The organism is Pseudomonas sp. MDV22-iso1 (assembly GCF_058145095.1).
The window spans coordinates 39,456-60,310 of the sequence record NZ_JBYVMF010000009.1; the positions used below are offsets into that span (position 1 = coordinate 39,456).

22 protein-coding genes and 1 tRNA gene are annotated in these 20,855 nt (G+C 58.0%); 17 read left to right on the plus strand and 6 right to left on the minus strand.

What is annotated here, in order from left to right; translation table 11 throughout:
• Nucleotides 1–16: 16 nt before the first annotated feature.
• The 4 genes from AC3ZVB_RS12520 to AC3ZVB_RS12535 all read right to left on the minus strand — a co-directional run bounded on the left by AC3ZVB_RS12520 (nt 17) and on the right by AC3ZVB_RS12535 (nt 3,430).
• On the minus strand, nt 17–274 hold the full coding sequence (locus tag AC3ZVB_RS12520) for a DUF2164 domain-containing protein (RefSeq protein ID WP_157711279.1): 258 nt from the start codon (nt 272–274) through the stop codon (nt 17–19).
• Nucleotides 275–913: an imidazole glycerol phosphate synthase subunit HisH gene (hisH, locus tag AC3ZVB_RS12525; protein ID WP_162436976.1), complete on the minus strand. Its 639-nt coding sequence runs from the start codon at nt 911–913 to the stop codon at nt 275–277. It abuts the gene before it with no gap.
• Entirely contained in the window at nt 913–1,506 is a 594-nt protein-coding gene (hisB, locus tag AC3ZVB_RS12530; protein ID WP_003218037.1) for an imidazoleglycerol-phosphate dehydratase HisB, read from the minus strand. Before hisB ends, hisH begins: the two co-directional genes overlap by 1 nt.
• Before the next feature lie 262 nt (nt 1,507–1,768).
• On the minus strand, nt 1,769–3,430 hold the full coding sequence (locus AC3ZVB_RS12535; protein ID WP_490146669.1) for an OFA family MFS transporter: 1,662 nt from the start codon (nt 3,428–3,430) through the stop codon (nt 1,769–1,771).
• Nucleotides 3,431–3,848: 418 nt separating this feature from the next.
• Between AC3ZVB_RS12535 and AC3ZVB_RS12540 the strand changes: the two genes are divergently transcribed.
• From AC3ZVB_RS12540 to AC3ZVB_RS12565, 6 genes are all read left to right on the plus strand, one after another.
• Nucleotides 3,849–6,074, plus strand: a complete 2,226-nt coding sequence (locus AC3ZVB_RS12540; RefSeq protein ID WP_490146670.1) for an AsmA family protein — start codon at nt 3,849–3,851, stop codon at nt 6,072–6,074.
• Complete coding sequence (gene mutY / locus AC3ZVB_RS12545; protein ID WP_490146671.1) at nt 6,071–7,138, plus strand: A/G-specific adenine glycosylase; 1,068 nt, start codon at nt 6,071–6,073, stop codon at nt 7,136–7,138. The genes AC3ZVB_RS12540 and mutY overlap by 4 nt, the downstream gene beginning before the upstream one ends.
• Nucleotides 7,135–7,407 (plus strand): oxidative damage protection protein, encoded by a 273-nt coding sequence (locus AC3ZVB_RS12550; RefSeq protein WP_010464608.1) that lies wholly within the window; start codon nt 7,135–7,137, stop codon nt 7,405–7,407. Before mutY ends, AC3ZVB_RS12550 begins: the two co-directional genes overlap by 4 nt.
• 103 nt (nt 7,408–7,510) lie before the next feature.
• Nucleotides 7,511–7,586 (plus strand) — tRNA-Phe (locus AC3ZVB_RS12555).
• Nucleotides 7,587–7,822: 236 nt separating this feature from the next.
• The gene (locus AC3ZVB_RS12560; protein WP_490146672.1) at nt 7,823–8,902 is read left to right on the plus strand and encodes a hypothetical protein; all 1,080 of its coding nucleotides are present in this window, start codon (nt 7,823–7,825) and stop codon (nt 8,900–8,902) included.
• Between the two features lie 66 nt (nt 8,903–8,968).
• Entirely contained in the window at nt 8,969–9,760 is a 792-nt protein-coding gene (locus tag AC3ZVB_RS12565) for a TSUP family transporter (protein ID WP_490146673.1), read from the plus strand.
• 90 nt (nt 9,761–9,850) lie between these two features.
• Here AC3ZVB_RS12565 and AC3ZVB_RS12570 read toward each other — a convergent pair whose 3' ends face one another.
• Nucleotides 9,851–10,294: a carboxypeptidase regulatory-like domain-containing protein gene (locus tag AC3ZVB_RS12570; protein WP_162436982.1), complete on the minus strand. Its 444-nt coding sequence runs from the start codon at nt 10,292–10,294 to the stop codon at nt 9,851–9,853.
• A gap of 260 nt (nt 10,295–10,554) precedes the next feature.
• On the opposite strand from AC3ZVB_RS12570, the gene AC3ZVB_RS12575 reads away from it, so the two are divergent.
• The 6 genes from AC3ZVB_RS12575 to vapC all read left to right on the plus strand — a co-directional run bounded on the left by AC3ZVB_RS12575 (nt 10,555) and on the right by vapC (nt 14,368).
• Nucleotides 10,555–11,619, plus strand: coding sequence for a PDDEXK nuclease domain-containing protein (locus AC3ZVB_RS12575; RefSeq protein WP_490146674.1), 1,065 nt, complete (start codon nt 10,555–10,557; stop codon nt 11,617–11,619).
• Nucleotides 11,620–11,681: 62 nt separating this feature from the next.
• Nucleotides 11,682–12,635 carry an alpha/beta hydrolase family protein gene (locus tag AC3ZVB_RS12580; protein ID WP_490146675.1) on the plus strand — a complete coding sequence of 318 codons (954 nt, stop codon included), beginning with the start codon at nt 11,682–11,684 and terminating at the stop codon, nt 12,633–12,635.
• Nucleotides 12,636–12,672: 37 nt separating this feature from the next.
• Entirely contained in the window at nt 12,673–13,089 is a 417-nt protein-coding gene (locus tag AC3ZVB_RS12585) for a hypothetical protein (protein WP_162436984.1), read from the plus strand.
• Nucleotides 13,090–13,095: 6 nt separating this feature from the next.
• Nucleotides 13,096–13,560 (plus strand): hypothetical protein, encoded by a 465-nt coding sequence (locus tag AC3ZVB_RS12590; protein ID WP_194691758.1) that lies wholly within the window; start codon nt 13,096–13,098, stop codon nt 13,558–13,560.
• A 173-nt stretch (nt 13,561–13,733) separates the two neighbouring features.
• The gene (vapB, locus tag AC3ZVB_RS12595; RefSeq protein ID WP_194691759.1) at nt 13,734–13,964 is read left to right on the plus strand and encodes a type II toxin-antitoxin system VapB family antitoxin; all 231 of its coding nucleotides are present in this window, start codon (nt 13,734–13,736) and stop codon (nt 13,962–13,964) included.
• Nucleotides 13,964–14,368, plus strand: a complete 405-nt coding sequence (gene vapC / locus AC3ZVB_RS12600) for a type II toxin-antitoxin system tRNA(fMet)-specific endonuclease VapC (RefSeq protein ID WP_194691760.1) — start codon at nt 13,964–13,966, stop codon at nt 14,366–14,368. The genes vapB and vapC overlap by 1 nt, the downstream gene beginning before the upstream one ends.
• Nucleotides 14,369–14,447: 79 nt before the next feature.
• Here vapC and gabP read toward each other — a convergent pair whose 3' ends face one another.
• Nucleotides 14,448–15,839: a GABA permease gene (gene gabP, locus AC3ZVB_RS12605; RefSeq protein WP_490146676.1), complete on the minus strand. Its 1,392-nt coding sequence runs from the start codon at nt 15,837–15,839 to the stop codon at nt 14,448–14,450.
• A 564-nt stretch (nt 15,840–16,403) separates the two neighbouring features.
• On the opposite strand from gabP, the gene AC3ZVB_RS12610 reads away from it, so the two are divergent.
• From AC3ZVB_RS12610 to AC3ZVB_RS12630, 5 genes are all read left to right on the plus strand, one after another.
• On the plus strand, nt 16,404–17,177 hold the full coding sequence (locus tag AC3ZVB_RS12610) for an ABC transporter ATP-binding protein (protein ID WP_162436987.1): 774 nt from the start codon (nt 16,404–16,406) through the stop codon (nt 17,175–17,177).
• A 13-nt stretch (nt 17,178–17,190) separates the two neighbouring features.
• A complete protein-coding gene (locus AC3ZVB_RS12615) occupies nt 17,191–17,937 on the plus strand; it encodes an ABC transporter substrate-binding protein (RefSeq protein ID WP_194691762.1) in 747 nt (248 codons plus the stop codon).
• 78 nt (nt 17,938–18,015) lie between these two features.
• Nucleotides 18,016–18,711: an ABC transporter permease gene (locus AC3ZVB_RS12620; RefSeq protein ID WP_162436989.1), complete on the plus strand. Its 696-nt coding sequence runs from the start codon at nt 18,016–18,018 to the stop codon at nt 18,709–18,711.
• A complete protein-coding gene (locus AC3ZVB_RS12625; protein WP_162436990.1) occupies nt 18,708–19,397 on the plus strand; it encodes an ABC transporter permease in 690 nt (229 codons plus the stop codon). The genes AC3ZVB_RS12620 and AC3ZVB_RS12625 overlap by 4 nt, the downstream gene beginning before the upstream one ends.
• On the plus strand, nt 19,378–20,607 hold the full coding sequence (locus AC3ZVB_RS12630; protein ID WP_490146677.1) for a methyltransferase: 1,230 nt from the start codon (nt 19,378–19,380) through the stop codon (nt 20,605–20,607). The genes AC3ZVB_RS12625 and AC3ZVB_RS12630 overlap by 20 nt, the downstream gene beginning before the upstream one ends.
• The last annotated feature ends 248 nt before the right edge of the window (nt 20,608–20,855 follow it).

Here is a 20,855-nt window from a genome sequence, read left to right on the forward strand (position 1 = left end):
CAGCTTCGCTCGGAAATCAGTTTTTCTCGAGCGCCCACAAGTCGCTTTCGATGCTTTCAAACCTCTCTTTGAGGTGCGTCTGCACATCGAAAATCGCCCTGTTGTAATAATGCGGAGCAATTTCACGGGTAAACAGCTCAAGGATTTCGGCCGCTTCGAACGAACCCAGGTCGAGTTCGAAGCGATCCTCCATGAAGCGTTTGATCTTCTGATTGGCCTCGTTCTCCTGCTCGGGAGTGAGGGTCAGGATCGGCGGCTTCTTTTTGGCAGCCATTTACCAGCGACCATCCCACGCGGCGAAGTTCTGCAGCAATTGCAGGCCATGGGTATGGCTCTTCTCCGGGTGAAACTGCACGGCGAAACGCGAGCCCTCGGCCAGCGCTGCGGCGAAATCGACACCGTAGTGACCGCCACCCACCACCTGGCGCGCGTTGGCGGCAGCGATGTAGTAGCTGTGCACGAAGTAAAAACGCGCGAGGTCCGGAATGTTGTGCCACAGCGGGTGCGTCACCGTCTGCTTCACTTCGTTCCAGCCCATGTGCGGGACTTTCAGGTGCTCGCCGTCTTCATGCAGGCCTTTGCCGAAGAACTTTACTTCGCCCGCAAACAAACCGATGCAGTCGACGCCGTCGTTCTCTTCACTGCTGTCGAGCAAGGCTTGCATGCCGACGCAGATGCCAAGGAACGGGCGATCCTGGCTGACTTCACGCACCAGCGAGTCAAAGCCCAGGCGACGGATCTCAGCCATGCAATCGCGAATCGCGCCGACGCCGGGGAAAACCACCCGGTCGGCTTCGCGAATGACGTTGGCATCACTGGTAATCAGGACCTTGCCGGCACCGACGTGCTCGAGGGCCTTGGCCACCGAGTGCAGGTTGCCCATGCCGTAATCGATAACCGCGACCGTCTGCATTACAGAACGCCTTTGGTCGACGGCATCTGGCCGGCCATGCGGTCATCGAGCTCTACAGCCATGCGCAGCGCGCGGCCGAAAGCCTTGAACACGGTTTCGATCTGGTGGTGGGTGTTGGTGCCACGCAGGTTGTCGATGTGGAGGCTGACGAGCGCATGGTTGACGAAGCCCTGGAAGAATTCCTGGAACAGGTCAACGTCGAAGCCGCCGACGGTGGCGCGGGTGTAGGGAACATGCATCTGCAAGCCAGGACGACCGGAAAAGTCGATCACGACACGCGACAGCGCTTCATCGAGCGGCACATAGGCGTGGCCGTAGCGACGGATGCCTTTCTTGTCGCCGATGGCTTTGGCGAAGGCCTGACCCAGGGTGATACCGACGTCTTCCACGGTGTGGTGGTCGTCGATATGCAGGTCGCCCTTGCTGACAATATCCAGGTCGATCAGCCCGTGACGGGCGATCTGGTCCAGCATGTGCTCAAGAAAAGGAACACCGATATCAAATCGGGCCTTTCCGGTGCCATCCAGGTTGATCGAGGCTTTGATCTGGGTTTCCAGAGTGTCGCGCTCGACTGACGCCTTACGTTCGGCCATCACCAGCTCCGCAAAATCATTGGGCGAAAAAGGCAGCCATTATAGGGGCGCGGGCGGGAAACAGAAACATGAGAGGTGATATCACTGACGGATAGAACCCCGTGCTGTCGGGGATAGACATGTCCATACAACTCATTTTGGAGACTCCAAAACAATTGCAGGAGTGAGCCTGCTCGCGATGGGCCCCTCACATTCGACATTTCTGTCGACTGTCAGACCGCTATCGCGAGCAGGCTCACTCCTACAGGGGTACTGCGATTACTTAATGAAACAGCACTGCCGTCTTCTGCAGCGTCACCCAGACACCCCACGCCAACGGAATACCCACCGCCAGCCACGCCGTGATCGCCAGAGGCTTGCTGCCCGGCGCCGCTTTCCACTCCAGCACGGTGCTGCTGTCAGCACCTTTGTCGTGACCCAGCGCCTGTTCGGCGGCCAGCTCTGCGTCAGTCATGAAGTATTTGTCAGCCACCGGCCGTACCAGCAGGTTGCAGAGGAAACCCAGCACCAGCAGGCCCGCAAGGATATAAAGCGTGATGTCATATGCCGCGGCGCGTTCTACGCCGATGCTCAGCTGATACTCACGCAGGTAATTCACCAATACCGGCCCCAGAACGCCAGCCGCTGCCCATGCAGTCAGCAGCCGACCGTGAATCGCGCCGACCATTTGCGTACCAAACAGATCCGCCAGGTAAGCCGGCACCGTCGCGAAACCACCGCCGTACATCGACAGAATGATGCAGAACGCCGCCACGAACAGCGCAACGTTACCCAGGTGACCAAGGTTCGGGATAAGCGCGTACAGGGCAAAACCCAGTGCAAAGAACACGAAGTACGTGTTTTTGCGACCCAGATAGTCGGAGAACGAGGCCCAGAAGAAGCGCCCGCCGATGTTGAACAGGCTCAGCAAACCGGTAAAGCCGGCAGCAATGGCGGCGATGGAGGCCAGTTGACCGGCGTCCAGTTGACCAAATGGCAGGTCAACACCGATCAGTTTGCCGCCAAAAACCTCCTGCAACAGCGGCGACGCCATGCCCAGGATGCCGATACCCGCCGATACGTTCAGGCACAGCACCAGCCACACCAGGCAAAATTGCGGGGTTTTCCACGCCACGTTCACGTGAACGTGACGGTGCGTGATCATCGAGTTCGACGCTTTTTTCGCCGGCGCCGTCCAGCCTTCAGGCTTCCACCCGGTTGGCGGAACGCGATAAGACAATGCGCCGCCGATCATGAACACGAAGTAAATCGCAGCCATCACCAGGAAGCTCTGCCATACGCCAACGCCGGTTGGCGAACCGAAATGACCCATCAGAGCCGCCGCCAGCGGAGCCCCCACCATCGCGCCACCGCCGAAACCCATGATCGCCATGCCGGTCGCCATGCCGCGCTTGTCCGGAAACCATTTGATCAGGGTCGAAACCGGTGAGATGTAGCCCAGGCCGAGGCCGATACCGCCAATGACGCCGGAGCCCACCCACATCAGCCAGATCTGATGGGTATAAATACCCAACGCCGAAATCAGCAGACCACCGCACCAGCACAGCGCCGAGACAACGCCAGCCTTGCGTGGACCGGCATGTTCCAGCCAGCCGCCCCAGATCGCCGCAGAGCAACCCAGAAAGATGAAGAACAGGGTGTAGATCCAGCCGAGCATCGAGATCGGCCAGTCGCATTGGGACGAGAAGACTTGCGAAATGAAGCTCATGTCCGGCGCGCAAGCCACCGGAGCGGTCACGCCCAGGGCTTTGGAAAGCGGCAGCCAGAACACCGAAAAGCCGTAGGCCATGCCAATGCAAAGGTGGATGGCCAGCGCGGCCGGTGGTACCAGCCAGCGGTTGAAACCCGGCTTGGCGATGATGCGCTCCTTGGACAGGAACGCAGGCTGGTCGGCAATGCCGTCAGCCGTGATGCTCGTGGTCATTGTGTATCCCCCAATTATTAGTATGGTTCGCCAGCCACTCCTCACTCTCAGCCTTAATGCACGCAGGCATGACCGTTTTTTGAATGAAGCTCCATTTGATGCGACATCAAGTCGCAGAAGGACGAGCGAACGGGCAAAGGTTACCATTTGTGTGTAGCAGAAAAATCATACTGATATCACCTTTCGGCAAGCCGTCTGATCTCGACCCCGTGAAGGCTGCCACAGGCCAATACCGTAACGAAATCATTGGCGCCGCCATGCCGTTCGTTTTCGTGCCAATGAACGGGCTCAGGCGCTGGCAGCCAAGCTCAAATTACCGCTGGACTGACGGGTGAGGTGATCGCTGACCGGTCATCCGTTTGGGAGCGCTATACTCCCCGGCTAAATTTCGAATTCGACTAACTACAAGGACTCGCCCATGAAAGCGTTCGGCAAAATCCTGGGTCTGGTACTTCTCGGGCTGTTGCTGATCATTGTGGCCTTGGGTTTTGCCCTGACCCACCTCTTTGATCCCAACGACTATAAAGAAGAGATTCGCCAGATTGCCCGCGACAAGGCCCATATCGAGCTGACGCTCAATGGCGATATCGGCTGGAGCCTGTTCCCCTGGCTAGGCCTGGAACTGCACGAAGCCAGTGTTGCGACCCTGGCCAAACCCACCGAACCGTTCGCTGACCTGCAGATGCTCGGCCTGTCCGTTCGCGTGTTGCCGCTGCTGCGCCGTGAAGTACAGATGAGCGATGTGCGCGTCGAAGGCTTGAACTTGCGCTTGAACCGCGACAAGGACGGCCACGGCAACTGGGAAGATATCGGCAAGGTGCCGGTAGCGGCCAATTCGACGACTGCACCCGTCACCCCGGGCGAACCGGCGCCAGACACCACAGTCCAGGTCGAGAAACCGGCCCAGCCGATCCGCCTGGATATCGACAGCCTGACCGTCAATAACGCCCGCGTTGAATACAACGACGAAAAAACCGGCAAGCAATTCAGCGCGGAAAGCATCCAGCTGAGCACCGGCGCCGTGCACGACTCGACCAATATCCCGGTCAAACTGACGGCGTTCCTGGGCACCAACCAGCCGGTCTTGCGTGTGCGCACCGAGCTCAATGGCGAGCTGCGCTTCGAACGCGCGCTGCAACGCTACAAATTCGAAGACATGAAACTCTCCGGCGAAGTGGCGGGTGATCCGCTGCAAGGCAAGACGATGACTTTCGCCGCCCAGGGCCAGCTTCTGCTGGATAAAGCTGCGAACGTCGCCGAATGGACCGGCATCAAGATTTCTGCCAACCAACTGCGTGCGCTGGGCGAACTCAAGGTCAACGACCTCGACAAGACGCCGCAAATCAACGGCGCCCTGTCGATCGCCCAGTTCGACCTGGCGAAATTCATCGACAGCATTGGCCAAACCCTTCCAGCCATGGCTGAAGGCAGTCTGAGCAAAGTCGAACTGGTCACCCGCCTTGCCGGTACGCCGAGCAGCGTTTCGTTCGACAACATCAATCTGAAAATCGATGACAGCAGCTTCAACGGTCGCATTGCGGTCGAGGATTTCGCCAAGCAGTCGCTGCGTGCCGTGCTGAAGGCTGACACCTTCAACGTCGACCGATACCTGAAGCCGAAATCGGCTGAAGCCAACAGCGCGACTCAAGTGCGTCAGGCCGAGGTGGCCAGCACCGAAGCCAATGCCATGGCGGGCGCGGGTAGCACTCCGCTGCCAGATGCGCCGACCAAAACCGCATGGAGCTCCGATCGCCTGCTGCCGGTCGAGCGCCTGAGCAAACTCGACGTCGACGCCGACCTGACCTTCGGCCAGCTGACACTCGACAAACTGCCCATCCAGAATGCCGCGCTCAAGGCCACTGGCCAAGGCGGCCTGCTGACCCTGGAAAACCTGCGAGGCGACCTGTACGACGGCAGCTTCGAGGCCAAAGGTACCCTCGACGTGCGCCAACAGGTGCCGGCGCTGAACATGCAGACGCAGCTCAACAAAGTCCCGGTTGAGAAAATCCTCGAAAGCCAGGGCAAGAATCCACCGGTCAAAGGTCTGGTCACACTCAACAGCAACCTGACAGGCAGCGGCAATAGCCAGAAAGCGCTGATCGACAGCCTCAACGGCAACGCCAGTTTCGTGATCAACAACGGCGTGCTGCTCAACGCCAACCTCGAACAGCAACTGTGCAAGGGCATTGCCACCCTCAACCGCAAAACCCTCAGCGGCGAACCACGAGGCAAGGACACGCCATTCCAGGAACTCAAGGGCAACCTGACCTTCCGTAACGGCGTGGCCAGCAACCCTGACCTGAAAGTGCGCATCCCGGGCATGACCATCAACGGTGACGGCGACGTCGACCTGCGAGTGCTGGGGATGGATTATCGCGTCGGCATCATCGTCGAAGGCGACAAGAGTGACATGCCGGACCCGGCTTGCCAGGTCGGCGAGAAGTTTGTCGGCATCGAGTGGCCACTGCGCTGCCGCGGCCCGCTGGAACTCGGCGCCAAAGCCTGCCGCCTGGACAATGAGCGCATGGGCCAGGTCGCGAGCAAGCTGGCGGGCGACAAACTCAGCGAAAAAATCGACGAGAAGCTTGGCGACAAGGTCAGTCCTGAATTGAAAAATGCACTGAAGGGTTTGTTCAAGCGATGAGATCCGAGCAATTTTCATCGGCAGTACTGGACTGGTACGACCGCCACGGTCGCCACGATTTGCCTTGGCAACAGAGCATCACCCCGTATCGGGTGTGGGTCTCGGAGATCATGCTGCAGCAGACCCAGGTCAGCACCGTGCTGAACTACTTCGATCGCTTCATGGCGTCGCTGCCAACGGTCGAAGCCTTGGCCTCTGCGCCGGAAGACGAAGTGCTGCACTTGTGGACAGGCCTTGGTTACTACACCCGCGCGCGCAATTTGCAGAAGACCGCAAAGATCGTCGTGGCGGAATACGGCGGCGAGTTTCCGCGCGACGTTGAGAAACTGGTGGAGCTGCCAGGTATCGGATTATCCACAGCCGGGGCCATTGCCAGCCTGAGCATGGGCCTGCGGGCGCCGATCCTTGATGGCAACGTCAAACGGGTCCTGGCGCGCTTTACTGCACAAGAGGGCTATCCAGGCGAGCCGAAGGTCGCCAAACAGCTGTGGGCGAACGCTGAGCGCTTCACACCGCATGATCGGGTCAACGCCTACACCCAGGCGATGATGGATCTGGGTGCCACGTTATGCACTCGCAGCAAACCGAGCTGCCTTCTGTGCCCGCTGGAAAAAAGCTGTGAAGCGCACATGCTTGGCCTGGAAACCCGCTACCCGATCCCCAAACCGCGTAAAGCCGTGCCCCAGAAGCGTACGCTGATGCCGATGCTCGCCAACGGCGAAGGCGCGATCCTGCTTTACCGTCGCCCTTCCACGGGCTTGTGGGGCGGACTCTGGAGCCTGCCGGAACTCGACGACCTCGACGACCTGCAGCATCTGGCGGCCCAGCACTCGCTGGAACTGGGCACTCAGCAAGCCTTGCCAAGCCTTGTTCACACGTTCAGCCACTTTCAGTTGTCCATCGAACCCTGGCTGGTTCAGGTCCAGGAGGCCGGCCATCACGTGGCCGAGGCCGACTGGCTCTGGTATAACCTCGCCACCCCGCCGCGCCTGGGCCTTGCCGCCCCGGTCAAAACCTTGCTCGAACGCGCGGCCGCCGTATTGAACGCAGGAGAGTCGTCATGACCCGCACCATCATGTGCCGCAAGTACAAAGAAGAATTGCCCGCCCTGGAGCGCGCTCCGTTCCCGGGCGCTAAAGGCCAGGACATTTTTGACCACGTCTCGGCGAAGGCCTGGGCGGACTGGCAGAAACATCAGACCCTGCTGATCAATGAAAAACGCCTGAACATGATGAACGCCGAAGACCGCAAATATCTTCAGGGCGAGATGGACAAGTACTTCTCCGGCGAGGAATACGCCAAGGCTGACGGCTACGTTCCGCCGGCTGAATAATCCCGTTTTCTCGGGGGTCGGTACGTAAGCGACGGTAATAATTAAATATTTTTTGAAAACTTGCTTGACGCCCCCCTGAAAAACCAGTTTAATGCGCCCCGTTGCCCAGATAGCTCAGTCGGTAGAGCAGGGGATTGAAAATCCCCGTGTCGGCGGTTCGATTCCGTCTCTGGGCACCAAATACCGAAAACCCTGAATCGCAAGATTCAGGGTTTTTTTATGCCTGGGATTTGGCAAGACGCTGTTTCAGCCTCCATCGAGGCGTTAAACCAGACATAGCCTCCGTCACGGATCTGTAGGAGCGCTCCGTCTGCTTTACGGGAAATGGACGACATACACTGATTTGCGGATTGGGCAGAATCGGGAGAGGAGCTACCGCATAACCGGGAGCAGATACACGACAGGGATGTAAACAATGACTGACGCCATCAGTCCAGACGTCGAAGCCGCTGGATTTTTTACCGAACAAGAAATCAGAACGTTCAATTTTGATAGGCAGCAATCTACAGCGCTTCACACCTGCGCCGAGGAACTGGCCGCCCTCGGCGGGCCGCAGGCTCAAGGAGCCCGATTCAAAGCGGCACTGGCGGCCACTGAATTAAAGCGTTCGTTTTCCAAGGATCAATGCGAACTGCTGGACGCCTACTCCGATGGACTGGTGTGCGTTCTGATCTTTGAAGGTCTGCAAAAAATCACTTCTGTCAGTCCTCCAAATGAACTGCCGGACCTGACATGCCTGAAGAATAATCACGACGTCCTTTGCATGGCTGCCCGTAATCAGATCTTGTTGAAACTGGTCGATAACAGCGCCTTCGCCTACGACATGGACAATGAAGGACAGCTGGTTCGATTGGTGGCCAACTTCAAGGGCGGCGGACTCACAAAAATCAATGCCGAGCCGGAAACCAAAGAACTGAGTTCGCATTCCGGCCTCGCCCTGGGCCCTCATACCGAGGCGCCTTACTGGTGCGCCGTGAATGCAAAAGACGGACATTCGCCCTCCCCCTCCTCACTCATACTCTCAGCCTTGTGGAATCCCGCCGAGGAACCTACGCGAGTCATTCCACTGACTTCCATACTCGAAAAAATCGGCTTCACCCACTGCCTTGCACTGACCTCCGGCAACTTCCATTTCACTCGTAGCGACTCCTTTGTCAGTGGCAAAGGGGAGGACGGTCACAACGTTTCGATTTTGGAGTTCGACGACAAGGCTGGCTTCGCAGCGCGCTTTTACGCCTACCGTTTTTCGGTCAATGACACCGCCTCGCCTTTTGTAAAAGCGGCTTACAGCGCCCTCTGCCAAGGCGTGAGCGAAGCAGCTCCCTGCGAATACACACTGACCCAGGAATCAGCCATGGTCATCAATAACACCCGGACCCTGCACTGCCGCGATGTCATCAGAGACAACCGACGAGTCCTGGTACGCCTCTTCGGTCTTTCAAAATTTTCTTCCCCAATCGTTCTGTCAGAGGACCCGTTGCTCTTGCAGGGCTGATTTATTCATCCGCTTGAACGACCCGTCGCGTGAGCACTGGGCCAATAACTACATAGAGGGAATCGGATGTCTTGGGATGTCATTGGCATATTGGCGCTCGTCGCATTTTGCGCAGGTTTTTTCGACGCGATCGCAGGTGGCGGCGGCCTGATTACGTTGCCCGCATTGGTTCTGGCCGGTCTGGACCCGATCAGCGCGATCGCAACGAACAAATTTCAGGCCGCCTCGGCAACTGTTTCAGCAACTGCAACCTTTGCTCGCAAAGGAATGATCGAATGGCGCGAAGGCCGTTATCTGGTTATTTGCGGATTTTTGGGCGGTGCCGGCGGTGCGCTGCTGGTCAGTTACGTTGATAAGCGCTTTCTGGAAGTTTGCGTGCCGATCATGCTGATTCTGGTGGCCATTTATTTTGCACTCTCTCCCAAACTGGCCGATCAAGATCGACGCAAAAGAGTAAGCATCCTGATTTTTTCATTCACCGTGGCGCCAATCCTGGGTTTTTACGACGGCATATTCGGCCCCGGCGTCGGCTCTTTCTTTATCGTCGGATTTGTCCTGCTCTGCGGCTTGGGCATGATGCGAGCCATGAGCTTTACCAAACTCGCCAACGCCTCGTGCAATCTGGGGTCTCTGTCTGTTTTCATCACCAAAGGTGTGATTGTCTGGCCGATTGCTATAGCCATGGCGTTGGCGGCGTTCATCGGTGCTCAGTTGGGTGCACGAGCGGCTGTCCATGTCGGACCGCGGTTAATCAAACCCATGCTGATCGTGGTCTGTTGCGCCTTGGCCATCAAACTTCTGAGCATGGAAACCAACCCTTTACGCGTCGCGATCATCGATTCATTGGCGTCGTTATGACTGGCGATGGCGTCAGCTTGGGTGGCGCGAGCGTACGCTTGGCCGCCCGAGCCTTAATCCCGTCAGCGCACTTCGCCTCGATGACGCTCCCTACTCACCGTCATTCCAGTGAAAAACCAGGTTGCGCGCAGCACCGCTGCCAACATCTGTGGTGTCACGTCGCTCTTCACCATTTCTCGTCGCAGCCACCGTGTACTTGCCAGGTGGCAGCTGGACATAAACCAGCGGACCGGCCTGCGTCAGGGTCAACACGGTTTGCCCCTGAGCGTTATGAATGACCACATCAACATCCGGAACGTACTTGTTCTCCACGCCGATAGAAAATGTCATGTGCAGGTTGTAGCCAGTGGCTTGCTGGATCGCCTTCGCCTCGTCCTCGCCAATACCGCCAGACAGATAGGCAACGCCATTCTGGTCCTGCCGCTGAACTTGCACACCTGAGCTGTCGACCGGTTCCAGGCTGGCAGCCTGCAGCGCCACCGGGAACATCGATAGGCAGACGAGCACAAGAATCAATGAGTATCCGTGTTTCATGATGGCAACTCCCGAGCTCCGTAGAGCTCAATCATTACCCTTGTTTGATTTGTCGCTAAACGTTCAAGTTTTAGAATGATTAGTGCTTGGGCTCACTGCGAATTGGACTACAAGTCGAATTCCGAAACTGTGCCAAGTCGTCGGATCGATCCTGCAACCCCCTCAGTCCCTTCGTTCACATTTACCAGCCGCGCCCGGCATCGGTCTCTGCTCCTGCCCTGCGATTCTTTTACGCCCGCTCATCAGCCTCGGAAGAATCCATGAAAGCGCCCCGTCAGGACATGATTCAAGACCCAAATGTAACCTCCCTCCTGAGCAATCTCGGCGAAGTGATTCGGGAGGCACGCCAGAAGGTCCTGCGAACGGTTGACACGGTTCAGGTACAAACCTGCTGGCAGATCGGGCGGCATATTGTCGAGTTCGAGCAAGGCGGCGCTCAACGAGCCGCCTATGGCAAACACCTACTGGCATCGCTGGCAAAGGTGCTGACGGCAGAGTTCGGGAAGGGCTTTGATGAGACAAACTTGCGGAAAATGCGGCTTTTTTACCAGGCCTTTCCAATTCGAGACGCACTGCGTCTCGAATTGAGCTGGACGCACTACCGCAGACTCTTGAGGGTCGACAGTGAACCCGCCCGACACTGGTACATGAAAGAGTCCGCCGTACAAAACTGGTCATCGCGAGCATTGGAACGCCAGATCAATACGCTCTACTACGAACGCTTGTTGGCGAGCAGGGATCGCCCTGCCGTCATGCAGGAAGCCGCCTCGAACATCCAGCAGTTGAACACCAGTCCTCGAGACTTCATCAGGGATCCAGTGGTATTGGAGTTCCTCGGCCTGCCTGATGCAGGCCTGGTGATGGAAAGCGAGCTCGAGCAAGCGCTGATCAACCAACTGCAATCGTTTCTGCTGGAGCTCGGAAAAGGTTTTGCCTTCATCGCTCGCCAACAACGCATCAGCACCGACAGCAAAGATTTCTATATCGATCTGGTGTTCTACAACTACTTGCTTAAATGCTTTGTGATCTTTGATTTGAAACGCGGAGAACTGACACACCAGGACGTCGGGCAGATGGACATGTATGTACGCATGTACGATGACCTCAGACGCGGCCCGGAGGATGGCCCGACTGTCGGCATCATCCTTTGCGCGCAAAAAGACGAGTCCGTGGTGCGTTATTCGGTATTGGAAGGCAACGACCACCTGTTCGCCACTAAGTACAGGCTAGTGCTGCCAAGCGAAGAAGAACTTCGAGCCGAACTGGACCGCGAGCGCGCTTTGCTTGAGGAGCGGTTGCTTCATCTTCAACCACCGAATAGCTGACGGATTGTCCATCCGCTGCGCGAAGACTATCGTTGGTTGCTTCTCGCCAAGGTCCGATACCGATGAATCTGCAGCAGGACATGCCCCCGGCCTCCACCCAAATCGAGCGAACTCCCACTGCGGCAAAGCCGTTCAAGGAGCCCGCCGAAGATGGCTTTATCCTCGGCGGATTCATCTGGCGGCATGCTATCCCTGACGCAAAGCGCCCGGTCGTCATCATCAATGCCGCTACCTCTGTCCGCTGCCGCCATTATTCGCGCTTCGCCGACTACCTTTGCGCCCATGGCTTCGACGTCATGACCTTCGATTATCGCGGCATTGGTGAATCACGACCTGATTCGCTGAAAGGACTGAAGGCGTCATGGTCCGACTGGGGCGCCCTGGACTTTGAGGCGATGCTCAAGCGCGCTCAGCGCGATTTCCCCGGCCAGCCCATCGACGTCGTCGCCCACAGCTTTGGAGGCTGTGCAGCGGGCCTGGGAGCGTCTGGGCATCTCATTCGACGCCTGGTGACCGTCGGCGCGCAATTCGCCTACTGGCGCGACTACGCGCCCGCTCATCGCTGGCGGATGTTCGGCAAGTGGCACCTGGTCATGCCGTTAGTGACAATGCTGTGCGGATATTTCCCCGGAAAACGGCTTGGCTGGCTGGAAGACACGCCGGCCGGCGTCGTCCGCGACTGGAGCACGCCCACCGCTCGTTACGAGAAGCGCCCCAGCGGCCAGGACAGCCACGTAAGGGCCTTTGGCCGCGTCACTGCAAAAACACTGGCCATCAGCATCACCGACGATCCCTATGGCACGATCCCGGCTATCGAACGACTGCTGGGCTACTTCACCCAAAGCACAAACACCCACCTGCGAATCGCCCCCGAAGACATCGGCCAGACAGAAGTCGGACATTTCGCCTTTTTTCGCAGCGCATACCAAGCCACACTATGGCCCATTGCATTGTCCTGGCTGCAAATCGGCGAACTGGCCGCTGACACTCCGGGACGGCTAGTGCCCCGCCACTGACCAATGCGCCCCTTCAACGAAATACGGAACGACGCCCATGGCCTCCGCCAACAAGCAGCAAAAACGCGCCACCCGCGCCAAAGCCAAGGCCAAGCAGAACCGCACCCAACGGGCGGTCGCGCCGGTCGAACTGGATCCGAATGACGATAGAATCGACTTCGAATCGGTAGACCTGACCGAACTGTTCAAAGAAATGATCGACGCCCAGAAGATCAGCCAGCAAGCCATGTGCACCGTGTTCCTGGAACACCCGTTGCTCGCGCTGGTGCTGGAGCAGGAAGGCGAAGAAACCGCTACAGACTTCATCATCGCTGCGCTGATCGAGTATCGCCAATGGTCCACCGAAGTGGACGAAGCCGGTGCCTTGGCGTGGATCGAATCCCCGGATTTCCAGATTGACTACGTGGCGGCATCCGAAGCCATCGCGGCCCAAAACCCACAGACACCGAACTGAGTTCCCATGGCCTCCCTGAACAAGCAACAAAAACGCGCCAAGCGCGCCAAGATCAAAGCCAAGCAAATCAATATCCACGGACGAAAACCCGCCGCGCTGGACGACGACCTGGACAATGACCTGGACGAACCGGGCGAGCCGATCCCGGAATACACCCTGGCCATGTTCAGCAAAATGCGCGACGCAGAAGCCGTCAGCCGCAACGACATGCTGCTGGCCCTGCTGACCGACCTCGCCGGCATCATCACCGACCATCCCGACCTGCTCGACATGGAAAACGCCGACAACGAAGCCATGGCTGCCACCCACCTGGCCGCCGACATGCTGATCGACTATCGCATGTGGGCTGACGGCATGGACCACGATGCCGCCCAGGCCTGGCTGACGGACCCGCAGTTCATCACAGACTTCGGCACAGCACTGGACAGCTATCGCAAGTCGCTGGATGCAGAGGAAGAAAAGGGCGAGTAATTCACCCTTTTTAAAAATCAAAAACGGCCGCTCGTCATCACTGACAGCGGCCGTTTTTGTGAGAGGCAATTAAACCAGTTACCTCCTGTCAGCGGCGACGTATATCCCGTTGACATATCCCAATAGAAAACTATTCTTGGGCTCTATATACCCGCAGATCCAAGGAGGCCGGAATGGAACAAACAACGCTCTTCATGAGCAATCGAAGCCAGGCTGTTCGTCTTCCCAAAGCCGTTGCGATGCCCAGCGACGTAAAACGAGTCAACGTAGTCGCCATCGGCCGGGCTCGAATCATTACCCCTGCCGACGAGACCTGGGACAGCTGGTTCGACGGAGATAACACCAGTGCAGACTTTATGACTGATCGCGACGAACCCACCGACCAGGAGCGCGAGTCGTTCTGATGATCAAATACATGCTTGATACCAACATTTGCATCTTCACCATCAAGAACAAACCCCAGATCGTTAGAGAAGCCTTCAATCGCCATAATGGGCAGCTGTGTATCAGTGCGGTCACGCTGATGGAATTGATCTACGGTGCCGAAAAATCAGCAGCTCCCGAAAAAAACCTCGCAGTAGTTGAGGGTTTGGCCGCTCGCCTTGAGATTTTGCCTTTCGACAATGAGGCTGCTGCACATACTGGAATGATCCGCTCAGAGCTAGCGAAGGCTGGAACACCTATCGGGCCTTACGACCACATGATTGCCGGCCATGCGCGTTCACGCGGGTTCATTGTCGTCACTAACAATCTGCGGGAATTCGAAAGGGTGCCAGGGCTACGCGTAGAGGATTGGGTTCATCCCTGATCAGCTCTTACAACAGCCACAAACAAAAACGGCCGCTTGTCATCACTGACAGCGGCCGTTTTAGGTTACGCGGCGCGAATCAGGTCAACACCACAGCGCCATGTTTCTGCAGCTTGCGACGGCGAGACACAAACAAACCGGCCGCTACCACCAACAGGCTCAGGAAACCGGTGGCGAGAATCTCTACGCGATGCGCTTCCTGGAACGGCATGATGGTGAGGGCCACCACGATGAAGATGATCACCGCGTAAGTCAGGCCCGGAAACAGCCACATGCTGAAGGCAATTTTCTCGCCGCGAGCCATACGCTGCTTGCGCATGCGCAGTTGCGAAAAGGCGATCACCAGGTAAACCAGCAGTGCGATGGCGCCGGAGCTGGCCAGCAGGAATTCGAACACGGCAGCCGGGGCCACGTAGTTGGCGAACACCGCCAGGAAAGCCGCTGCCGTGGACAGGATAACGGCCCAATACGGCGTGCCACTTTTGTTGGTGCGCTGGGAAATGGCCGGTGCATCACCACGTTTACCCAACGAGAACATCATGCGCGAGGCGGTGTACAGCGCCGAATTCAGGCAGCTGGTTACCGCAACCAGAACCACGATGTCGACGATCAGCTTGGCATTCGGGATGCCCATGCGCTCAAGCACTGTCTGGTACGAACCTACCGCTGCCAGCACCGGGTCATTCCAAGGCACCAGGGCCACGACGATGAAGATCGATACGAGATAGAACAAACCGATCCGCCAGATCACCGAATTGGTGGCCTTGGAAATCTGTTGACCCGGGTTCTTCGATTCCGCGGCCGCAATGGTCACGATCTCGGTACCCATGAAGGAGAACATCGTTGTCAGAATCGCGCCCAGCACCGCACCCATGCCATTCGGCAGGAAGCCCTGAGTGTCGAACAGGTGTGAAACGCCGCTGACCTGGCTATTCGGCAAAAAGCCAAAAATCGCCGCAACACCAAGGGCAATGAAACCGATGATTGCCAAGACTTTAACCAGGGCAAACCAGAATTCGAATTCACCGTAATTTTTCACGCTGAACAGGTTAGTCACTGTCAGCAGCAGGGTGATGACCAGCGTAAACGCCCAGATCGCCACATTCGGGAACCAGGCATGCAGGATCGTCGCGGCAGCGTTCGCTTCCAGCGGAATCACCAACACCCAGAACCACCAGTACAGCCAGCCGATAGTGAAACCGGCCCAGTGACCGATCGCGCGATCGGCATACGTAGAGAAGGAGCCCGTGTCTGGCGAAGCAACAGCCATCTCACCGAGCATGCGCATCACCAGCACCACCAAGGTACCGGCGGCGGCGTAGGCCAGAAGCACGGCAGGGCCGGCGGCAGCAATGGCGTGGCCGGAACCGACAAACAGCCCGGCGCCGATAACCCCGGCGATCGACAGCATGGTCACATGACGCGGTTTGAGCCCCTGTTCGAGGCCATTGGAGCTTGGGGTACTGCTCATTGAAACTACCTTTGTAAGGAGAAGCGATTACGTCCACCCCGCCGTGGCATTCCTTTCTCGTAAAAAGAAACCAACAGGGCGTTCCGTATTCTGCACGCAATAATTGCGCCAAAATGTAACAAAGTCTTCAACCACGGGCCCTGTGGAGTGACCGGACAGTCATCGCAAGTTATTGAGATTAATGGCAATTCGCCAGAACGTTACCCACCGACTCACTTTAGAAACGAATCGGCGCACCAGAAACACACTAAAAAAATGCTGGGCGCACGATAAAAGTGCAGATCAGGAACGTTTGTCCGATCAACGCTTCCAACACCCCGCCAAAGCTGGCAACATCGCGCCCTTTTTTGGGACAGCTACCGCGTTTTTTATCGACAGGCCGTGTTCAAACGGCTGTTCGGTTGATAGCAGCGCGACAGTCTGCTGTACCGATGCGACAACCTGCCACACGACATCCGTTTACCGCCCGTAGCGCTGTTGGCTGCCATTCAGACGCTATGCTAGCTTGGCCGCCTCGCCAGGAAGGCCGCCAACAGCAGGAGCAACACACTATGAGGAACGCACATGGCTGAGGCCGCGCCCGCGCTTGAAATCCGCAACTTGCACAAACGCTACGGTTCGCTGGAGGTGCTTAAAGGTATCTCGCTGACCGCCCGCGACGGCGATGTGATCTCGATCCTCGGTTCCTCCGGTTCCGGCAAGTCCACGTTCCTGCGTTGCATCAACCTGCTGGAAAACCCGCATCAGGGACAGATCCTGGTGGCCGGCGAAGAACTCAAGCTCAAAGCCGCCAAGAACGGAGAACTGGTTGCCGCTGACGGCAAGCAGATCAACCGCCTGCGCAGCGAGATTGGTTTTGTGTTTCAAAACTTTAATCTCTGGCCGCACATGAGCGTGCTCGACAACATCATCGAAGCCCCACGCCGCGTGCTTGGCCAGAGTAAAGCCGAGGCCATCGAAGTCGCCGAAGCCCTGCTGGCCAAGGTCGGCATCGCCGAAAAGCGCCACGCCTACCCGGCAGAACTGTCCGGCGGACAGCAGCAGCGCGCGGCAATTGCCCGCACGCTGGCGATGCAACCCAAGGTGATTCTGTTCGACGAACCCACCTCCGCCCTTGACCCGGAAATGGTCCAGGAAGTACTTAATGTCATCCGCGCATTGGCCGAGGAAGGCCGCACCATGTTGCTGGTTACCCACGAAATGGGCTTCGCCCGTCAGGTGTCCAGCGAAGTGGTGTTCCTTCACCAAGGCCTGGTAGAAGAGCAAGGATCGCCACAGCAGGTGTTCGAAAACCCGCTTTCGGCGCGCTGCAAACAATTCATGTCCAGCAACCGCTAACGGAGCTACCCGCATGCAGAACTACAAAAAGGTCTTCCTGGCTGCCGCCGTCACCCTGGCGTTCAGCGCCGGTGCCATGGCCGAAACCCTGAAGATGGGCATCGAAGCGGCCTACCCGCCGTTCAACAACAAAGATGCCAGCGGCAACGTTGTCGGCTTCGACAAGGAAATCGGCGACGCCCTGTGCGCCAAGATGAAAGTCGATTGCACCGTGGTCACGTCCGATTGGGACGGCATCATCCCGGCCCTGAACGCCAAGAAGTTCGACTTCCTGATCTCCTCGATGTCGATCACCGACGAGCGCAAGCAAGCCGTCGACTTCACCGACCCGTACTACTCCAACAAGCTGCAGTTCATCGCACCTAAAGACAAAGAGTTCAAAACCGACAAGGCTTCCCTGCAAGGCAAAGTGATCGGCGCACAACGTGCGACCCTCGCCGGTACCTGGATGGAAGACAACATGGAAGGCGTCGAAGTCAAACTCTACGACACTCAGGAAAACGCTTACCTGGACCTGACCTCCGGTCGTCTGGACGGCATCCTGGCTGACAAATACGTCAACTACGAATGGCTGAAAAGCGACGCCGGCCGCAGTTACGAGTTCAAAGGCGACCCGGTGGAAGAAAGCGACAAGATCGGTATCGCAGTGCGTAAAAACGATCCGATTCGCGAGAGACTGAACGTCGCACTAAAAGAAATCGTGGCTGACGGCACCTACAAGAAGATCAACGACAAGTACTTCCCGTTCAGCATCTATTGATCCTGACCTGCCGGACCGACGCCGCCCTCTGACGGCGCCGGTCCCCGGCCTTGCCTGCCGCGATTTGAAAAGAAATCCATGATTATCGACCTTTACGGATTCGGCCCGGCGCTCGCCGCTGGCGCGCTGATGACTGTGAAACTGGCACTCTCGGCCCTGTGCCTGGGGCTGGTACTCGGTCTGCTCGGCGCCTTGGCCAAGACTTCCCCGTACAAGCCGTTGCAATGGCTTGGCGGTACTTATTCGACCCTGGTGCGCGGCATCCCGGAATTGCTCTGGGTGCTGTTGATCTACTTCGGTACGGTCAACCTGATGCGCGCCCTGGGCGAGTTCTTCGGCAATCCCGACCTTGAACTCAACGCATTCGCCGCCGGTGTGATTGCCCTTGGGCTGTGCTTCGGCGCCTACGCCACGGAAGTATTTCGCGGCGCGATCCTCGCAATCCCCAAAGGTCACCGCGAAGCTGGCGTAGCCCTGGGCCTGTCGAAATGGCGCATTTTCACCAAGCTGATCATGCCGCAGATGTGGCGCATCGCCCTGCCGGGCCTTGGCAACCTGTTCATGATCCTGATGAAAGACACCGCCCTGGTCTCGGTCATCGGCCTGGAAGAAATCATGCGTCACGCGCAAATCGGCGTGACCGTGTCCAAGCAACCGTTCACCTTCTATATGGTGGCTGCGTTCATGTACCTGGGCCTGACGATTCTCGCCATGACCGGCATGCACTTTATGGAACGACGCGCCAGTCGCGGCTTCGCAAGGAGCACCCAATGAACTGGGAAGTCATCATCAAGTGGCTGCCGAAGCTGGCCCAAGGCGCCACCCTGACCCTGGAGCTGGTCGCCATTGCCGTCATTGCCGGGTTGCTGCTGGCGATTCCGCTGGGCATCGCGCGCTCGTCGCGCCACTGGTACGTGCGCGCATTTCCCTACGCCTACATCTTCTTTTTCCGCGGCACGCCGCTGCTGGTTCAACTGTTCCTGGTCTACTACGGGCTGGCGCAGTTCGATGCCGTACGCAACAGCTCGATGTGGCCGTACCTGCGCGATCCATTCTGGTGCGCCACCGCCACCATGACCCTGCACACGGCGGCGTACATCGCCGAGATCCTGCGCGGCTCGATCCAGGCGATTCCAAAGGGTGAAATCGAAGCTGCCCGGGCGCTGGGCATGTCCCGCGCCAAAGCGATGTTCTACATCATCCTGCCCCGTGCGGCGCGTATCGGCCTGCCGGCCTACAGCAACGAAGTGATCCTGATGCTCAAGGCCAGCGCCCTGGCCAGCACCGTGACCCTGCTGGAACTGACCGGCATGGCGCGCACCATCATTGCCCGGACGTACTTGCCGGTGGAGATCTTCTTCGCCGCAGGCATGTTCTATCTGCTGATGGCTTACGTGCTGGTTCGCGGCTTCAAGCTGCTGGAGCGCTGGCTGCGCGTCGATGCCTGCCAAGGGCGCTGATCGCGAAGTGCTGACGGGCGAGGACCTACTCGCCCGCTTCACGGCGCTGGATGCTTTTCTGATCGAGCATCAAGCGCTATGGAAGCCCAGACCGTTTACCCATCTTGAGCTTCCTTGGGAAACGTCCTACCCGGAACTCGCATGCTGGCTACGTGGGCGTTCATTGGACGACGCGGAACAGGCACACAACCACCCTGCTCTTCTCGATGCCCCCGAACCGTTCGCCTCGTTAGCCGCGAAGTCACTGGAACTGAGCGCCGTGGCCGAATTTCCGGCTCGAGCATTGGCAGAGGCCGGGCATCGGCTGAACGTCGATGTACCGGGGCGTAAATGGCAGCAAATCGAGGCGTTCGCCAGTCGATTAACGTTCGCGCAAACGCCCACACATTGGCTGGACTGGTGCTCAGGCAAAGGGCATCTGGGACGACGCCTGCTGCAAGCCGGGCAACAACTCACCTGCCTGGAATACGACCCGGCACTGGTCATCAGCGGCCAGGCACTCAGCCAGCGTCATCAACTGCATGCGCTGCACGTTGAACGCGATGTACTCGACCCTGATACCGCGTCTCTACTTGATCGGTCCCACACACCCGTTGCGCTACACGCCTGCGGCGATCTGCACGTCCGACTGATCCAGCTCGCCAGCGCGGTGGGCTGCAAACAATTGGCCGTTGCACCGTGCTGCTATAACCGGATCAACCTTCCGACTTACAAGGCAATGTCCTCGGCGGCCAGCCAATCCAGCCTGCGGCTCTCCCTCGACGACCTGTCACTGCCCGCCAGCGAAACCGTTACCGCTGGCGCGCGCGTGCGCCGCCAGCGCGACACATCCATGGCTCGCCGTCTGGCCTTCGACCTGCTGCAACGGCAACTGCGCGGCATTGATGAATACCTGCCCACTCCCTCGCTGCCTGCTGCATGGCTGGATAAATCCTTCCCTGAGTACTGCCATCATTTGGCCGCCTTAAAGGAGTTATCCACAATCGGCGATCAGGACTGGTCCGCCCTGGAAGCCGCCGGCTGGCAGCGCCTGGCCCACGTGCGCAATCTGGAGCTCTTGCGCGGACTTTTCCGGCGGCCACTGGAGCTTTGGCTGGTACTCGATCGGGCACTTTTCCTTTTCGAGCAGGGCTACTCCGTCAGGCTCGGAACCTTCTGCGAAAGCGCCCTCACGCCGCGTAACTTCCTGTTGCTCGGTGAACGCTCTTAACCTGCGCAGCCTGTGGATAACTCTGTTGATGGAATATTCGTGGATCCAATATCTACGGCTGTTTCGGGGTTGAAACACCACTGTACAATTTTCGTACACACGAATAAAAAACCCGTAAAACAGTCATTTGCGATCAAATGAGAACGGGTCCACAAAAACAGTAATGAGCACCGGCACGGGACAAGCCAGTTGTGCATAAGCAATTGCTGAAAAGGACATAACCGCCGAAAACAGGACCTCATCAACAG

Bases quoted from the DNA above. Each gene is read 5' to 3' on its own strand.
- AC3ZVB_RS12520 (WP_157711279.1), bottom strand. From the start codon at position 274: ATGGCTGCCAAAAAGAAGCCGCCGATCCTGACCCTCACTCCCGAGCAG.
- hisH (WP_162436976.1), bottom strand. From the start codon at position 913: ATGCAGACGGTCGCGGTTATCGATTACGGCATGGGCAACCTGCACTCG.
- hisB (WP_003218037.1), bottom strand. From the start codon at position 1,506: ATGGCCGAACGTAAGGCGTCAGTCGAGCGCGACACTCTGGAAACCCAG.
- AC3ZVB_RS12535 (WP_490146669.1), bottom strand. From the start codon at position 3,430: ATGACCACGAGCATCACGGCTGACGGCATTGCCGACCAGCCTGCGTTC.
- AC3ZVB_RS12540 (WP_490146670.1), top strand. From the start codon at position 3,849: ATGAAAGCGTTCGGCAAAATCCTGGGTCTGGTACTTCTCGGGCTGTTG.
- mutY (WP_490146671.1), top strand. From the start codon at position 6,071: ATGAGATCCGAGCAATTTTCATCGGCAGTACTGGACTGGTACGACCGC.
- AC3ZVB_RS12550 (WP_010464608.1), top strand. From the start codon at position 7,135: ATGACCCGCACCATCATGTGCCGCAAGTACAAAGAAGAATTGCCCGCC.
- AC3ZVB_RS12560 (WP_490146672.1), top strand. From the start codon at position 7,823: ATGACTGACGCCATCAGTCCAGACGTCGAAGCCGCTGGATTTTTTACC.
- AC3ZVB_RS12565 (WP_490146673.1), top strand. From the start codon at position 8,969: ATGTCTTGGGATGTCATTGGCATATTGGCGCTCGTCGCATTTTGCGCA.
- AC3ZVB_RS12570 (WP_162436982.1), bottom strand. From the start codon at position 10,294: ATGAAACACGGATACTCATTGATTCTTGTGCTCGTCTGCCTATCGATG.
- AC3ZVB_RS12575 (WP_490146674.1), top strand. From the start codon at position 10,555: ATGAAAGCGCCCCGTCAGGACATGATTCAAGACCCAAATGTAACCTCC.
- AC3ZVB_RS12580 (WP_490146675.1), top strand. From the start codon at position 11,682: ATGAATCTGCAGCAGGACATGCCCCCGGCCTCCACCCAAATCGAGCGA.
- AC3ZVB_RS12585 (WP_162436984.1), top strand. From the start codon at position 12,673: ATGGCCTCCGCCAACAAGCAGCAAAAACGCGCCACCCGCGCCAAAGCC.
- AC3ZVB_RS12590 (WP_194691758.1), top strand. From the start codon at position 13,096: ATGGCCTCCCTGAACAAGCAACAAAAACGCGCCAAGCGCGCCAAGATC.
- vapB (WP_194691759.1), top strand. From the start codon at position 13,734: ATGGAACAAACAACGCTCTTCATGAGCAATCGAAGCCAGGCTGTTCGT.
- vapC (WP_194691760.1), top strand. From the start codon at position 13,964: ATGATCAAATACATGCTTGATACCAACATTTGCATCTTCACCATCAAG.
- gabP (WP_490146676.1), bottom strand. From the start codon at position 15,839: ATGAGCAGTACCCCAAGCTCCAATGGCCTCGAACAGGGGCTCAAACCG.
- AC3ZVB_RS12610 (WP_162436987.1), top strand. From the start codon at position 16,404: ATGGCTGAGGCCGCGCCCGCGCTTGAAATCCGCAACTTGCACAAACGC.
- AC3ZVB_RS12615 (WP_194691762.1), top strand. From the start codon at position 17,191: ATGCAGAACTACAAAAAGGTCTTCCTGGCTGCCGCCGTCACCCTGGCG.
- AC3ZVB_RS12620 (WP_162436989.1), top strand. From the start codon at position 18,016: ATGATTATCGACCTTTACGGATTCGGCCCGGCGCTCGCCGCTGGCGCG.
- AC3ZVB_RS12625 (WP_162436990.1), top strand. From the start codon at position 18,708: ATGAACTGGGAAGTCATCATCAAGTGGCTGCCGAAGCTGGCCCAAGGC.
- AC3ZVB_RS12630 (WP_490146677.1), top strand. From the start codon at position 19,378: ATGCCTGCCAAGGGCGCTGATCGCGAAGTGCTGACGGGCGAGGACCTA.